The organism is Kitasatospora sp. NPDC001119 (assembly GCF_053598475.1).
The window spans coordinates 1-12,829 of the sequence record NZ_JBSFKI010000048.1; the positions used below are offsets into that span (position 1 = coordinate 1).

13 protein-coding genes are annotated in these 12,829 nt (G+C 73.3%); 6 read left to right on the plus strand and 7 right to left on the minus strand.

Going from position 1 to position 12,829, the window contains the following annotated elements:
* Positions 1 to 335: 335 nt before the first annotated feature.
* The 6 genes from ACWDD9_RS37860 (at position 336) to ACWDD9_RS37885 (ending at position 6,364) form a co-directional block, all read left to right on the plus strand.
* Positions 336 to 890: a PadR family transcriptional regulator gene (locus ACWDD9_RS37860; RefSeq protein ID WP_074003532.1), complete on the plus strand. Its 555-nt coding sequence runs from the start codon at positions 336 to 338 to the stop codon at positions 888 to 890.
* 191 nt (positions 891 to 1,081) lie between these two features.
* Positions 1,082 to 1,954 (plus strand): class I SAM-dependent methyltransferase, encoded by an 873-nt coding sequence (locus tag ACWDD9_RS37865; RefSeq protein WP_074003533.1) that lies wholly within the window; start codon positions 1,082 to 1,084, stop codon positions 1,952 to 1,954.
* 808 nt (positions 1,955 to 2,762) lie between these two features.
* A complete protein-coding gene (locus ACWDD9_RS37870; RefSeq protein ID WP_449814119.1) occupies positions 2,763 to 3,719 on the plus strand; it encodes a PhzF family phenazine biosynthesis protein in 957 nt (318 codons plus the stop codon).
* Positions 3,720 to 3,990: 271 nt separating this feature from the next.
* Positions 3,991 to 4,878 (plus strand): isocitrate lyase/PEP mutase family protein, encoded by an 888-nt coding sequence (locus tag ACWDD9_RS37875; protein ID WP_375877348.1) that lies wholly within the window; start codon positions 3,991 to 3,993, stop codon positions 4,876 to 4,878.
* Positions 4,875 to 5,222 (plus strand): hypothetical protein, encoded by a 348-nt coding sequence (locus ACWDD9_RS37880; protein ID WP_234348422.1) that lies wholly within the window; start codon positions 4,875 to 4,877, stop codon positions 5,220 to 5,222. Before ACWDD9_RS37875 ends, ACWDD9_RS37880 begins: the two co-directional genes overlap by 4 nt.
* A 152-nt stretch (positions 5,223 to 5,374) precedes the next feature.
* Positions 5,375 to 6,364: a bile acid:sodium symporter family protein gene (locus ACWDD9_RS37885; RefSeq protein ID WP_449814153.1), complete on the plus strand. Its 990-nt coding sequence runs from the start codon at positions 5,375 to 5,377 to the stop codon at positions 6,362 to 6,364.
* On the opposite strand, the gene ACWDD9_RS37890 is transcribed toward ACWDD9_RS37885, so the two are convergent.
* The 7 genes from ACWDD9_RS37890 to ACWDD9_RS37920 all read right to left on the minus strand — a co-directional run bounded on the left by ACWDD9_RS37890 (position 6,330) and on the right by ACWDD9_RS37920 (position 12,815).
* The gene (locus tag ACWDD9_RS37890; protein WP_181970456.1) at positions 6,330 to 6,788 is read right to left on the minus strand and encodes a hypothetical protein; all 459 of its coding nucleotides are present in this window, start codon (positions 6,786 to 6,788) and stop codon (positions 6,330 to 6,332) included. The genes ACWDD9_RS37885 and ACWDD9_RS37890 overlap by 35 nt on opposite strands.
* A 65-nt stretch (positions 6,789 to 6,853) precedes the next feature.
* Entirely contained in the window at positions 6,854 to 7,555 is a 702-nt protein-coding gene (locus ACWDD9_RS37895) for a DUF402 domain-containing protein (RefSeq protein ID WP_449814120.1), read from the minus strand.
* On the minus strand, positions 7,552 to 8,394 hold the full coding sequence (locus ACWDD9_RS37900; RefSeq protein WP_449814121.1) for a hypothetical protein: 843 nt from the start codon (positions 8,392 to 8,394) through the stop codon (positions 7,552 to 7,554). The genes ACWDD9_RS37895 and ACWDD9_RS37900 overlap by 4 nt, the downstream gene beginning before the upstream one ends.
* Positions 8,391 to 10,259: a GMC family oxidoreductase gene (locus ACWDD9_RS37905; RefSeq protein ID WP_449814122.1), complete on the minus strand. Its 1,869-nt coding sequence runs from the start codon at positions 10,257 to 10,259 to the stop codon at positions 8,391 to 8,393. Before ACWDD9_RS37905 ends, ACWDD9_RS37900 begins: the two co-directional genes overlap by 4 nt.
* Complete coding sequence (locus ACWDD9_RS37910; protein WP_074003538.1) at positions 10,256 to 10,750, minus strand: hypothetical protein; 495 nt, start codon at positions 10,748 to 10,750, stop codon at positions 10,256 to 10,258. The genes ACWDD9_RS37905 and ACWDD9_RS37910 overlap by 4 nt, the downstream gene beginning before the upstream one ends.
* 233 nt (positions 10,751 to 10,983) lie before the next feature.
* On the minus strand, positions 10,984 to 12,066 hold the full coding sequence (locus tag ACWDD9_RS37915) for a TIGR03617 family F420-dependent LLM class oxidoreductase (RefSeq protein WP_449814123.1): 1,083 nt from the start codon (positions 12,064 to 12,066) through the stop codon (positions 10,984 to 10,986).
* 92 nt (positions 12,067 to 12,158) lie between these two features.
* Positions 12,159 to 12,815: a TetR/AcrR family transcriptional regulator gene (locus ACWDD9_RS37920; protein WP_449814124.1), complete on the minus strand. Its 657-nt coding sequence runs from the start codon at positions 12,813 to 12,815 to the stop codon at positions 12,159 to 12,161.
* Positions 12,816 to 12,829 lie beyond the last annotated feature (14 nt).

Genomic DNA, 12,829 nt, shown 5'->3' on the forward strand with positions numbered 1-12,829 from the left:
AGGCCGTCCTGGCCCTCGCCAGGCGCCGTCTCAACGTGCTCTGGGCCCTCATACGCGACAGCCGCACCTTCGATGCAGTTGCGCCCAAGAACGCCGCCCCAGCGCAGTAAGGCAGTCACGAGGCGTCACCGCCCTGGCTTGACAACATCATTGGGAATCTCCCTTCCCCTGTGGTGCTCGTACGTGACCGGGCGGGCCCCGGCCCGCCTCGGCTCTCCTCGATCGGCTGCGGCCCTCTCGACCTGCCTCGAATAGAGATACATCGTTTCGAGGCACATCGACAAGAGGTAACATGACGACTCCACAGGGCGCACTCCGACCGAAGGGCTCCAGCCGTGTTGACGCTCGCGATCCTCGGTTTCCTGTACGACCAGCCGCTTCACGGCTACGAGCTCAAGTCCCGGATCACCGGACTGACCGGTCATGTCCGACCGGTGAGCGACGGCGCGCTCTACCCCGCCATCGCCCGGCTGGAGAAGGCCGGACTGCTGCACCGCCGCACCGAACCGGGCAGCGGCGCCGCACCGCGGCAGACGCTGGAGCTGACGGCGCAGGGGCGGGCCGAACTGCTGCGCCGCCTGGCCGACCCGGAGCAGGCCGAGATCACCGACCAGATCCGCTTCTTCACCGTCACCACGTTCCTGCACCATCTCGCCGACCCGACCCGGCAGGCCGCCGTGCTCCGCCGCCGACTGGCCTTCCTGGACGCTCCGAGCAGCTTCTTCTACGACGGGACGGGGCAGCCGGTGACCGCCGAGCGCGAGCCGAACCCCTTCCGGCGCGGGATGCTGCTCGTCGCCCGGGCCTCCACGGCGGCCGAGCGGGCCTGGCTGTCCGAGACCGTCGCGGAGCTGGAACGGCCGGGTGGGGCGGAGCTCTCGGAAGGCTAGATTCGGGAGCGAAAACGAAGGCGTGAACCCCTGTCGAACGGCAGAGCGAAGAGCCGGATTTAGGCCGTTCCGCATCTGGCTCTCCCCCGCCCCGGCGTCGCTATGATGATCCGCCTCACGTCCTCGGCGTCCCCCTCCGCGGGCGTGACCCGCCACCGCGCCCCGCCGTCCCCCTGGAGGCCGCCGTGCCCATGTCCGAGACCGCGGTCGAGGCCGCAGTCCACTCCGCGCCGCTGAAGCGGGACGACATTCCCGGCTGGTTCTTCAGCCTCGACCGGGCCGCCTTCAGCCACCTGCTGTCCGCCCAGACCGCGGCCGGCGTCACCGGCGACATCCTGGAGCTCGGCAGCTACCTCGGCCGCAGCGCCGTCCTGCTCGGCGACCACCTGCAGCCGGGTGAGCGGCTGACGGTCTGCGACCTGTTCGACTCCGAGGCGGGCGACGCCGACAACGCCGCCGAGATGAACATGTCCTACCGCAAGACCCTCACCCGCAGCGCCTTCGAGGCCAACTACCTCGCCTTCCACGGCGAGCTGCCCGAGATAGTGCAGGCCCCGACCTCGGTGCTGGCCGACGGCCGCGTCCGGGCGGACAGCTGCCGCTTCGTCCACGTCGACGCCTCCCACCTCTACGAGCACGTCGCCGGGGACATCGCGGTGGCCCGGGCCGCGCTCGGCGAGAACGGCGTGGTCGCCCTGGACGACTACCGCTCCGAGCACACCCCGGGCGTCTCCGCCGCGGTCTGGGAGGCGGTCTTCACCGGCGGACTGCGGCCGGTCCTGCTCACCCCGATGAAGTTCTACGGCACCTGGGGCGACGCGGCGGCCGCCCAGGCCGTCCTGCGGAAGCGCGACTGGCCGGCCGAGGGGTACACCGTCGACGAGGACACCATCGCCGGCGCCCGGGTGATGCGCCTCAACTACCAGGTCAAGGGCCCGATCCAGCGCTCCACCTCACGGCGGCTCGCCCTGGAGCTCCTGCCCCCGGTCGCGACCAAGGCCACCCGCCGGATGCTCCGGACACTGCGCGAACGCCGCGCCGCACCCCCGCTCCCGCGCGCCTGACCCTCACGCGCCGGGGCCCGCACCTCACCGGTCGGGCCCCGGCGCCGGCTTCGCCCCGTACACGGCCCTGTTCCCCCGAAGCCACGGCGAAGCGAGAGACAGTGCTCTGCAGTAAGAGTGGCACTCGGCCCGGGACAGCGAGGCGGGGCCCGGGGAACTTGGCCGACCCGGAGGACGGCGAAGTCGATGTGGGCCTGTTCGACGGCTTCGGAGCACACCTCGCGCTTGGCGTGCTCAGCCGGCGCCCGGTAGATGCTCGCGACGGAGGGGTTCCGCCCCTTCCGCGTGCCGGCGGGGATGATCAGGCCGGGCTGGATCTGTTCGACCGACCGCCACCCGCGCGGCGGCGCAGGACGGTGTGCACCATGTCGTCGGTGATGACGGGCGGTCGGCCGCCCTCCTTGCCCTTGCGGGCCGCGGTGTGCCCTTCGAGGGTGGACGCGCGGAGTGGGCGGTGCGGACGTCCGCGCTCGGCAGGTCCGGGTCGGTCAGCGCACTTCGGACAGACTTGCCGACAGGGGTCCGGCACCCCGTGATCGACCTTGCTCTCGCACTGGACCGTTCGCGAGAAGGCAACCCCGGTGGACACTTAGTCCAGACTGGATATAACGTCCAATCCATGAGGAGCCCTGACGCAAGCGCGGATCCGCGCGTGCAGACCTGGGCGCCCTGGACTCGGCACTCGCCTCGGCCGTCCTCCACGAACCGACCCCGCCGGCCCGATGATCACCATGCTCAGCGTCAGCCCCGGCAGCCACGGACGACAGCCCAGCCGATGACAGCAGAGCCACTCGAAGAGAGAACCGCGATGACGACCCACTCCGCCGGCACCCCCGCGCTCCCCACACTCACGAGCGACAACTCGACCTTCTCCGGCGATGACGGGTGCATGAAATTCGAACTGGTCGAAGTGTTCGGGAATGAGCCGCTGACCGGAGGGCCACTCGGAGTGGTCACGTGCGCTGCCGCATGTGACGATGCGCTGATGCAACGCCTGGCGGCCCGCCTGGCCATGCCGGAAACCGTCTTCCTGCGCCGGGGTGACGGAGGAGAGGTGGAGGTGCGGATCTTCACTCCCTACGTCGAGCTGGACTTCGCAGGTCATCCCCTCGTGGGAGCAGCCGCAGTGGCGGTGCGGCAGGGCCTGGCCCAGCCCGGCCGGGTGGCGCTGCGCACTCGGGGCGGAATCGTTCACGCGCAGGTGGGGCCGACAGGGGAAAGTGCCGTACTGGAGGAACGGGCCTGCCAGGTGGGTCCGCCCGTCGTTCCGGATCTCGTATGCGAAGCGGTTGGGCTCGCTCCGGACGCGGCAGTGGGGCCCGTGAGATTGGCATCGGCCGGGCTCGGGTTCGCCTGCCTCCCGGTGAGCGCCGCCGATCTGGAGTCGGCCGAGGCCCTGCCGCACAGGGTTGCGGCGCTCGCCGAGAGGGTGCCCGGACTGGCCGGCGTCTTCGGGGTGGCAGTGTTCGTTCCGCAAATGCCCGAAGTCCGCGCTCGGGTCTTCGTGCCCGAGCCGGTTTGCGCGGAAGACCCCGCCACAGGCTCGGCCGCACTGGCAATGGCCGGATGGCTGGCGCACACGGGGCCGATCGACAAGCCCCTGGTGTTCGACATCGTCCAGGGCACCACCGAACTCGGCTTCTCCAGATTGCGGGTGGAAGTCCGCAGGAATGCCGATGGGGGCATATTCGCAAGCGTCGGCGGCGGGGTACGCACCTTGCTGAAAGGGCAGCTCATGACGGGCAAAATGGTCGACCGGGCCTGAGAACCGCTCGCCCGGCGATTCACGTGACGGCAGTCGACTCCGACAGCCCTGCCTCCGGGGCGCCGACCCCGACCACCTTGCTGAAGCGTCACAGCATTTAGCCGATATGCATATCAGCATCTTTCATATCTTCGACATTTCTTCACTCTCGCGAGTGAATCTCACTTAAAGATTTGCCCACGGAACCTTAAAGAGCGCATAGTGATGACACCTCAGTTCGGTCTGGTAAGCACCAAGTTCAGGCAAAGTCATCCCCAGTGAGGAGAAGACCTTGTTCCACGGAAACACGGCAACGGACAGCCCCGGGCAGCGGCTGCGCGCGGAGATCGCGGGCCCGGGGGCGACGCCGCTGATCGGCGTCTACGACATGTACTCGGCCTCCATCGCGGCCGAGCACTACGACGGCATGTTCGTCTCCGGCTTCGGCTTCGCGGCCTCCTACTACGGGCTGCCGGACATCGGTTTCATCGCCTGGCCCGACATGGTGGGCTTCGTCGAACGGCTGCGCGGGGCCTTCCCCCGGCACCACCTGCTGGTCGACATCGACGACGGCTACGTCGATCCGGAGGTGGCCTGCCACGTCGTGCGCAAGCTCGAACGGATCGGCGCGTCGGGCGTGATCCTGGAGGACCAGAAGCGGCCGCGCCGCTGCGGGCACGCGGACGGCAAGCTGGTGCTCCCGCTGGAGGAGTACCTGGAGAAGCTGGAGCTCGTCCTCGCCAACCGGACGGACTTGGTGGTGGTCGCGCGCACCGACGCCACCGAGGAGGCCGACATCCTGCGCCGGGCCCGGGCGCTCGCCGCCACCGACGCCGACGTGGTGCTCGTGGACGGCGTGCGCAGCGAGGAGTGGATCCGCCGGATCCGCCGGGTGGTCGGCGACAAGCCGCTGCTGTTCAACCAGATCGCGGGCGGCAAGTCGCCCCGGCTGTCGCTCTCGGAGCTGTCGGCCCTGGGGGTGGACGTGGCCATCTACAGCACCCCGTGCCTGTTCGCCGCGCACCGGGCGATGGACGACGCCCTGTCCGAGCTGAAGAGCGCCGACGGACGGCTGCCCACCCCGTCCGGGGGGCGTGAGCAGGTCGGCGTGCGGGAGTCCACCGAGCTGCTGGAGCGGAACATCGCGCGCCCCAGGGGGCTGATGGCGGTGACGGCATGAGGGCCGGGCAGCTCAGGCCGGCCCGGCCCTCGCCCGCCCTGCCCTCGTCGGCCCAGCCCTCGGCGGCCGCCGCCCTGCGGGCCACCGCGCTGGGGCTGGCCGGGGCCTGCGCCCTGCTCGCGGGGGCCGCGGCGCCCGCGGCCGCCGGCGGCGGGCTGATCACGGTCGTGGACAACTCGAACGCCGACTCCTGGCTCGAGATCGACCGGACGGCCAACCTCCAGAACGGCAGCGGCTCCGCGGGCAGCGACCACGACGGCGCCGGCTCGCTGGTGGGCGGCCTGCTCGGCCCGGGATCCTCCTCCGGGCCCGCCCTCCGCCCGGTGACGGGAGGCGGCCCGTGACCGACGGCCTGGCGCGCCCGGAGCAGCCACCAGGGCTCCGGGCGCGCGGGGAGCGGCCCCGCGGGGCAAAGGCGCTCGAGGTACGGGCGCGGACGCGACGCGGCTCCGGGCCCCGCTCCCGAAGACTGCTGCCGCGCTGGCTGGACCCGTACATGGCGGCGCTGGCCGGGACAGTCGGGCTGGCCGCGCTGTTCCCGGCCTCCGGCGCCTCGGCACGGGTCGCCGGGGTGGCCTGCGACCTCGCGGTGGCACTGCTGTTCTTCCTCTACGGTGCCCGGCTCTCCACCCGCGAGACGCTGGCCGGGCTGCGCCACCTGCGACTGCACGGGCTGGTGGTGGCCACCACCTTCGTCCTCTTCCCGCTGCTCGGCGTGGCCACCGCGCTGCTCACGCCCGTCCCGCTCACCGGGCCGTTGCAGACCGGGGTGCTGTTCCTCTGTCTGGTGCCCTCGACGGTGCAGTCCTCGGTGGCGCTCACCGGCGCCGCCGGGGGCAACGTCCCGGCGGCGATCTGTGCCGGCACCTACTCCAGCCTGGCGGGCCTGGTGCTGACGCCGGTGCTGGCGGCCTGGCTGCTGGGTTCGCACACCGAGCTGTCCGCCGACGGGCTGCTGCGGATCGGGCTGCAGCTGCTCGCGCCCTTCCTGCTCGGGCAGGTGCTGCGGCCGTGGCTCGGCGGTCCGCTGTCCCGGCACAAACGGGTGCTCACGCCGGTGGATCGCGGCTCGATCCTGCTGGTCGTCTACACGGCGTTCAGCGCGGCGGTGTCCCAGGGCATCTGGGGCCTGGCCACCCCGCTGGCACTGCTCGGGCTCCTCGCGGTGCTGCTCGCCCTGCTCGCCGCCGCCCTGGCGGCCACCGGGCTCGGTGCCCGGCTGCTGGGGCTCGATCGGTCGGCCACCGTGGCGGCGGTGCTCTGCGGTTCGCAGAAGAGCCTGGCCAACGGCCTGCCGATGGCCACCGTCCTGTTCGGAGCGCAAGCCGGGCTGATGGTGCTGCCGCTGATGCTCTACCACCAGCTCCAGCTGATCGTCGGCACCGTCCTCGCCGGTCGCTGGTCGCGGGCGGCGGCGGGCGGCGCGGCGCCCGGCTCGGTCCCGCCCGCGCTCACCGGTCCGGGCGCTCCGCCAGCGCCCGGGTGATCCCCCGGCGCAGCCTGGCCGAGGCCCCGGGCTGTCGGCCGAGCGGGAGCAGCCGCTCGGCTGACAGCTCCGGTCGTCGGGCCAGCTCCAGGACGGCCGCGTACGGACGGTCGCCCTCCCTCAGGCGGTCCCCGACGAGATCGACCAGGCCGTCCAATGCCTCGCCCGTGAGGGCGGGGTGGGCCGCGAGCAAGCGAAGGAGGCGATTGTCGTTCCACACCTGCTGCCGGCGCCCGGCCAAGGCCGCCAGCAGGTCGGTGGGGGCGGCCGGGTTGTCGGCGATCGCGTGCCAGACGAACGGGTACTCGCCGATGGCCAGTCGGCGCAGGACGTCGGGATTCGAGGTCCGTTCGGCGAGCCGCCGGTAGTCGCCGCCGTCGTGCAGGTGCTTGAGCGCCTCCATGTCGTCCGTCGTGTCCGTCATGCCCATCGTGTCCGCCGCGGCCGTCACATCTGCCCCCTCGCCGTCCTTCGTGCAGGGGCGCGACCTTAACAGTCCACTGATCCGCCCTCATTCCACTTTCCGGCGGGGGTGCTGAGGGCGGTGGCCGGGAGGGTGGGCAGCGGTCCCTCCGGCGGCAGCGTCCAGGCGTCCGGGTCGGGGGCGAACGGGCCGGTGCGGTCCCGGAGCTGGGCGAGGGCGAGCTCCCGGGCCCGGTCCAGCTGTCGGTGGGTGGCCTCGTCAACGACGCCGAGGCGCCGGGCCTGGGCGTACTCGTCCTCGTCCTTCCAGCTGTACGACGACAGATCGGGGGTGATCACGAGGTCCAGGAAGAGGTCGAGGGTGTCGATGCCGATGGCCGTCCGGCGGTACGGGCGCTCGAAGTTGACGTACCAGCGCAGCGGCCGGCCGTCGGGTGTCAGGAAGCGGTGCACGCTGAACGGCACTCCGGCAGTGAAGCGGCTGAGCACCACGGTGTCGCGCCAGGTCCAGTGGTCGAGTTCCCAGCGGCCGGAGGCGAGGTCGTGGACGCAGTCCAGGCGCAGGGCGTCGTCTCCGGCGTGCGCGGCGACGGTCCAGCTGGCCGGGGCCAGACTCTCCGTACCCGGGCGGGCGGTGAGGGTCAGGACGTCACCGTCGTCCGCGAGCACGGTGTAGGGCATGGCCGACCAGACCCGGCCGTGGGCGACGTCCCGCCGTACGGCGGTGCCGCCCGGGGCGAAGACGGGAGCCGAGCCCGGGGCCGTCACCGGACGTAGTAGGCGCGGTTGTGGGCGGCGACGGGCGGGGACTGGTAGGTCCAGACCCCGGCCGCCGGGGCGTCGGCGATCAGGTGGGCGAGGTCGCGGGCGGACTCCTCGGCGGGGTTGCCGAGGTCGAGCCGGACGCGGTCGGCGGTGCGGTCGTCCAGCGCGTAGTAGCGGTAGGGCTGGTAGACGTTGAGCGGTCCGGCCAGCAGCTTGCCCTCGTCGTCGGTGCCGTAGCCGGTGATCGGGGTGTTGTTGACGGACTCGGGGGTGAGGCCCACCAGGTTCACGTCCAGGGCGAGGAGTTCCTCGTCGTGGCGGCTCAGCCCGTCCGGCCCGAGGGCGGCCCGGCGGCAGGAGACCGACCAGCGTTCGCGCATGTCGGGCGCGTTGAGGGAGGGCAGGGTGGTCTCGAACCAGCCCGGGTGCTTGGGCTCGGCGTACAGCCGGCGCCCGGCGTCGATGGCGAGCGGGTTGTCGCAGAGCACGTGCAGCCGCGCGATGCCGAGCAGCTTGGTCTGGTCGTAACCCCGGGCGTACTGGCCGTAGTTGACCACCGGCATCCGCTCCTCGGCGAAGACCGGGTGGGCGATCAGGTTGATCTCCAGCTCCTGGGTGATGCCGCCGCCGTTCGGATACTGGGCGAAGTAGAGCTGGAAGTTGAGCGAGACGCAGGCCCCGCCGTCGAAGGCGGCGACGCTCAGCCCGGGGTGGCGCTTGGCGAGCAGTTCACTCGCCCGCGCACGGTCGACCAGGTAGTCGACACCGATGTTGTGCAACGCACCGTAGTGGAAGGGCAGGTGGTACGGCTCCGGTACGGGCGGCAGCGGCAGGCCGGTCATGAGGGCTCCGAGGACGAGGGGGACGAGGAGGACGGCGAGGAGAACGGCAAGGGGGACGACGAAGGGGTCAACGCGGGTGAGAACACGGGCGGTACGGGGACACGGCTAGCGGCCGGGGGCGCCACCGCCGCCGGGCGGTGCAGCTCCAGCAGGTCGCGGTGCATCCGCTCGGCGCTGCGCAGCGCGAGGGCGGCCATGGTGAGCGAGGGGTTGGAGGTGCCAAGGGAGGGCATCGACCCGCAGCCGACGGCGTACAGGTTGGGGTGCTCCCAGCACCGCTGCCAGTGGTCGACCACCGAGTTGGCGGGCGAGTCGCCCATGATGTGGGTGCCACCGGCGTGGCCGGCGCCCCGGTAGCCGTGGACGGTTCCCCGGTGTTCGAGCCGTCCCGGCCATCCGGCCGCCGGGTAGGCGGTGTGGTCCTCGGCGCCGAGCAGCGCGAACAGCTGGTCGGAGACGGCCCGGGCCGAGGCCATGCCCTCGCGGACGTACTCGGAGACGTCGTAGCGGATGGCCGGGCTCGGCAGGCCGAGCGGGTCGCGCCGGTCCCGGTCGAGGGTGACCCGGTTGGCCGGGTCGGCGGGCTGCTCCAGCTCGAACTGGAGCGAGAACTGACGGCCCAGCCGGTCGCCGAGCCGCTCCCGGAGCTCCTTGCCCCGGAGGCCCGCCGCGAGCAGCGACGCCGCCTCGGCCTCCGGCGCGCCGCCCGCCCAGGACCAGCCCCAGTTGCCGATCTCGATCCGGAACGGCGCCCGGCGGTCCCGCCCGGGTCCGAAGCGGAACGCCTCCAGGCCGCTGGTGGAGCCGGGCCCCCGGTAGGGGCCGACCGGTCGGGGCATCAGCCCCCAGGTGAGCAGGGCCGGGTGGTCCATCAGGTTCCGGCCGACCTGGTCGCTGCGGTCGGCCAGACCGGAGAGGAGCAGCAGCCGGGCGTTCTCGATCGCGTGCGCGGCGAGGACGACCAGGTCCGCCGTCACCTGGTGGGTCGTGCCGCCCGCGAGGTACTCGACTCCCCGGGCCCGCCCGGTCTCCGGGTCGGCCAGCACCCGGCTGACGACGGCCTCCGTGCGCAGTTCGACCCCGGCCGCCCAGCGGGCCTGGGTACGCATCGGGGTGTACTTGGCCCCGCTCGGGCAGGCCGGGACACAGCTGGAACTGCCCGCGCAGAGCGGCCCGTCCGCGGAGCCGGGCCTGGTCGGCACACCGTTGCGGGCGTGCGGGGTGGCGGTGACGGCGAGCCGGGCGGGGCCGGGCACGGCGGGGTCGCGGACGGTCCGGCCGTCGAGGGCCCGGGCCAGCTGCCGGTCGAGGTAGCTGGCCGGGATGGCCCGCATCGGGAAGTCGTAGCCGTCGGGGATGGGCAGCCCGACGGCACGGCGCTGCTCCTCGGCGTCGGCGGCGACGCCGAGTTCCCGTTCCGCCTCGCGGTAGTGGGGTTCCAGGTCGTGGTAGCCGATCGGCCAGTTGCGGCCGTGGCCGAGGTCGCCGGTGCGGAAGTCCTCGGGGTGCATGCGCGGGGTGAGTCCGGTCCAGAGCAGCCCGGTGCCGCCGTTGGCGCGCAGGTAGCCGCTGGCGTAGGGCAGCGGCCCGTACTGGCGGAGGTGGCCGGTGGCGGTGAAGCCGCCGTCCGGGTTCCCGGTGAGGTCGGTGACGTCGGGTGACGGCGCCTCGGGGCTGTGCGGGTAGGGCGAGGTGGGCGGTCCGCCGCCGGCCGCGCGGTGGGCGGTGGCGGCCTCGGCGCCGGTGGGCGCGGCCCGTCCGGCCTCCAGGACGAGGACCCGCCAGCCCTGTGCGCCCAGGCGGTGGGCGACCAGTGTCCCGGCGAAGCCCGCGCCGACCACGACGGCGTCCCAACGGACGGTCACCGGCCCTCACCGCCGTTCTCCGGTGCCACTGCCCCGGTGCCCCGCGATGCGGTGCCTCCCGACGTCGCGGCCCCGCCCAGGATCTCCGCCCCTCCCCGGACCTCGGGGCCCGGAACCTCGGCGCCCCGGGGCGCGCCGGCCCAGCTGCCGTGCCCGGGGGCGGCGGCGCCGGGCGGGACGGCGTGGAAGGTCCGCCAGACCAGCCCCTGGTCGTGGGCGCGGGCGGAGGAGGGCGCCTCGCCGGGCCAGGCGCCGACGTACCAGAGGTGGACCAGGGCGTGCTCGTCGCGGACCCGGTGGGCCAGCGTGGTGCGGTGGTGCTCGTCCGCCATGCCGGTGGAGCGCAGTTCGGGCACGTCGAAGCCGGTCAGCTCGGCGCAGACGCGGAGGAACTCGTCCGGGTCGGCCAGGGCGTCGACGTACGCCTTCGCTCCGGGGTCCCAGCGCTCCGCCAGGTCGTAGTCGGCCGGACGGTTGTCGGACACGGACACGCGGACACCCCCACGATCGGCAACGGGTGGCCGAGGCATGACAGGCCGTACGGCGCAACGGTCCGTACGGCACGACAGGCCCCGCACAACGCGGCAGGTCCGGGGCCGCCGGTCCTCACGGGGACGGCCCTGCCTGCCACCGCGATCCTGCCGCCCGCCCTCACCACCGGAAACGCGTTGCACGAATCTGCCCGGACTTCATCACCCTGTGCCCGGTCGGCCGTCCATCCCGATCATCCGGCGTCCGCTTCCGGTCGGCCCAGCGCCCGCACCGCCGCCAGGACGTCCAGGCCCAGCTCCGGGTCGGCGTCCTCGGGGAGGCTCACGGACAGCCGGGTGACCAGCCCCGCGTAGCGGCGGTGGATCTCCCCCGCGACCTCCTCGACCGGACCGCAGACCGCGAAGGTGTCGAACACCTCGTCGTCGATCAGCGCGGCCATCTCCGCCCAGCGCCCGCGCACCGAGTGGGTGTGCAGCTCCTCCTGGAGCCCCTCCCAGCCGTGCTGCGCCAGCACCGGGCGGTAGGCCGGCGTGGAGGCGTAGAACGCCAGCCGCTCGCGGGTGGCGGCCCGGTTGGCCGCCACCTCCTCCTCGGTGCGGCCGGTGGCGGTGAGCACGTTGCCGACGATCTCGAACGGCCGCTCCGTCCACGCGGCGCCCTCCGCCTCGGCCCGGGCCCGTTCCTCGGTCAGGCCCGGCAGCACCTGCTCGGCCAGGTAGGCGGTGGAGGAGAACGGGTGGCTCAGGAAGCCGTCGGCCACCGCCCCGGCGGTCCGGGTCATCAGCGGCCCGACGCCCGCCAGCAGGATGCGCGGCACCCCGGACGGGACCGGATCCGGCGAGAACACCGGCGTCATCACCGTGTGGGTGTAGAACTCGCCCCGGAAGCGCAGCCGTTCGCCGGTCTGCCAGCTGTGCCAGATCGCCCGCACCGCGTGCACGTACTCGCGCATCCGGGCGGCCGGGCGGTCCCAGGGCATCCCGAAGCGCTTCTCGATGTGCGGCTTGACCTGCGAGCCCAGCCCGATGACGGCCCGTCCGCCGGAGGCCGCGTGCAGCCCCCAGGCCTGGTAGGCGAGCGTCATCGGGGTCCGCGCGAAGGCCACCGCGATGCCGGTGGCCAGCTCGATCGACTCGGTCCGGTCGGCCGCCCGGGCGAGCTGGAGGAACGGGTCGTACGCGGTCTCGGCGACCACCAGCCGGTCCATGCCCCGGCGTTCGGCCCGCTCGGCGGCGTCCAGGATGCCCGCCGGGTGTCCGGAGGCGGTGGCGTCGAGGCGCAGGGCGGCGGGTCGGAGGGCGGCGGGTCGGTCCATGGCGGTGCTCCTGGTCGCGGGCGGCGGTGCTACCCGGGTAGCCTGCCACGCCCCGCCCCGGGCCCCCGGGCCCCGGACCGACCGCCGCCCCCTCACCGACCGCCGACGGCACCGCCCGCACCGCCCGCACCATCCGCACCACCCGCACCACCCGGCGCCGCGAACAGCCGGTCCAGGTGCCGGTCGACGGCCGTGAGCACGGCGGCGGGCTCGACCACGTCCAGCTCCAGCAGCGTGGTGAACCCGGTGAGCGCGAGCAGCAGGTCCGTCTCCACCACCGGGTCGCGGTCGGCCGCGAGCTGCCCGTCGGCGATCGCCTGCCGGACGATCCGCTCGACCATCGCCCGCCCCTGGAGCAGTCCGCCGCGCGCCCGCGCGTGGACCTCCTCGTCGTGCAGCGCCTCCAGCACGTAGGCGGCGCTCATCCGGCTGGTCGCCCGCGCGTCGGCGTGCAGGGGCAGCAGCTCGACCAGCATCGCCCGCAGCACGTCGCGCGGGTGCGGCCGCTCGCCGAGCTCCGCCAGTGCCCGGCCGACCCGCAGCCCGCTCTGCTCGCCGGCGAAGTCCATCGCGAAGGTGAGCATCTGCGCCCGGGAGCCGAAGTAGTGCTGGAGCTGCCCGAGCGAGATGCCCGCCTCCTGGGCGACCTCGCGCATCGTCAGGTGCGTGGCGCCGCGCCGCTCCACGACCCGCCACAGCGCGCGGGCGATCGTCTCGCGGCGTTCCCGGTGGTCGACCTGCTTGGGCATCGGCGGCGGCTCCT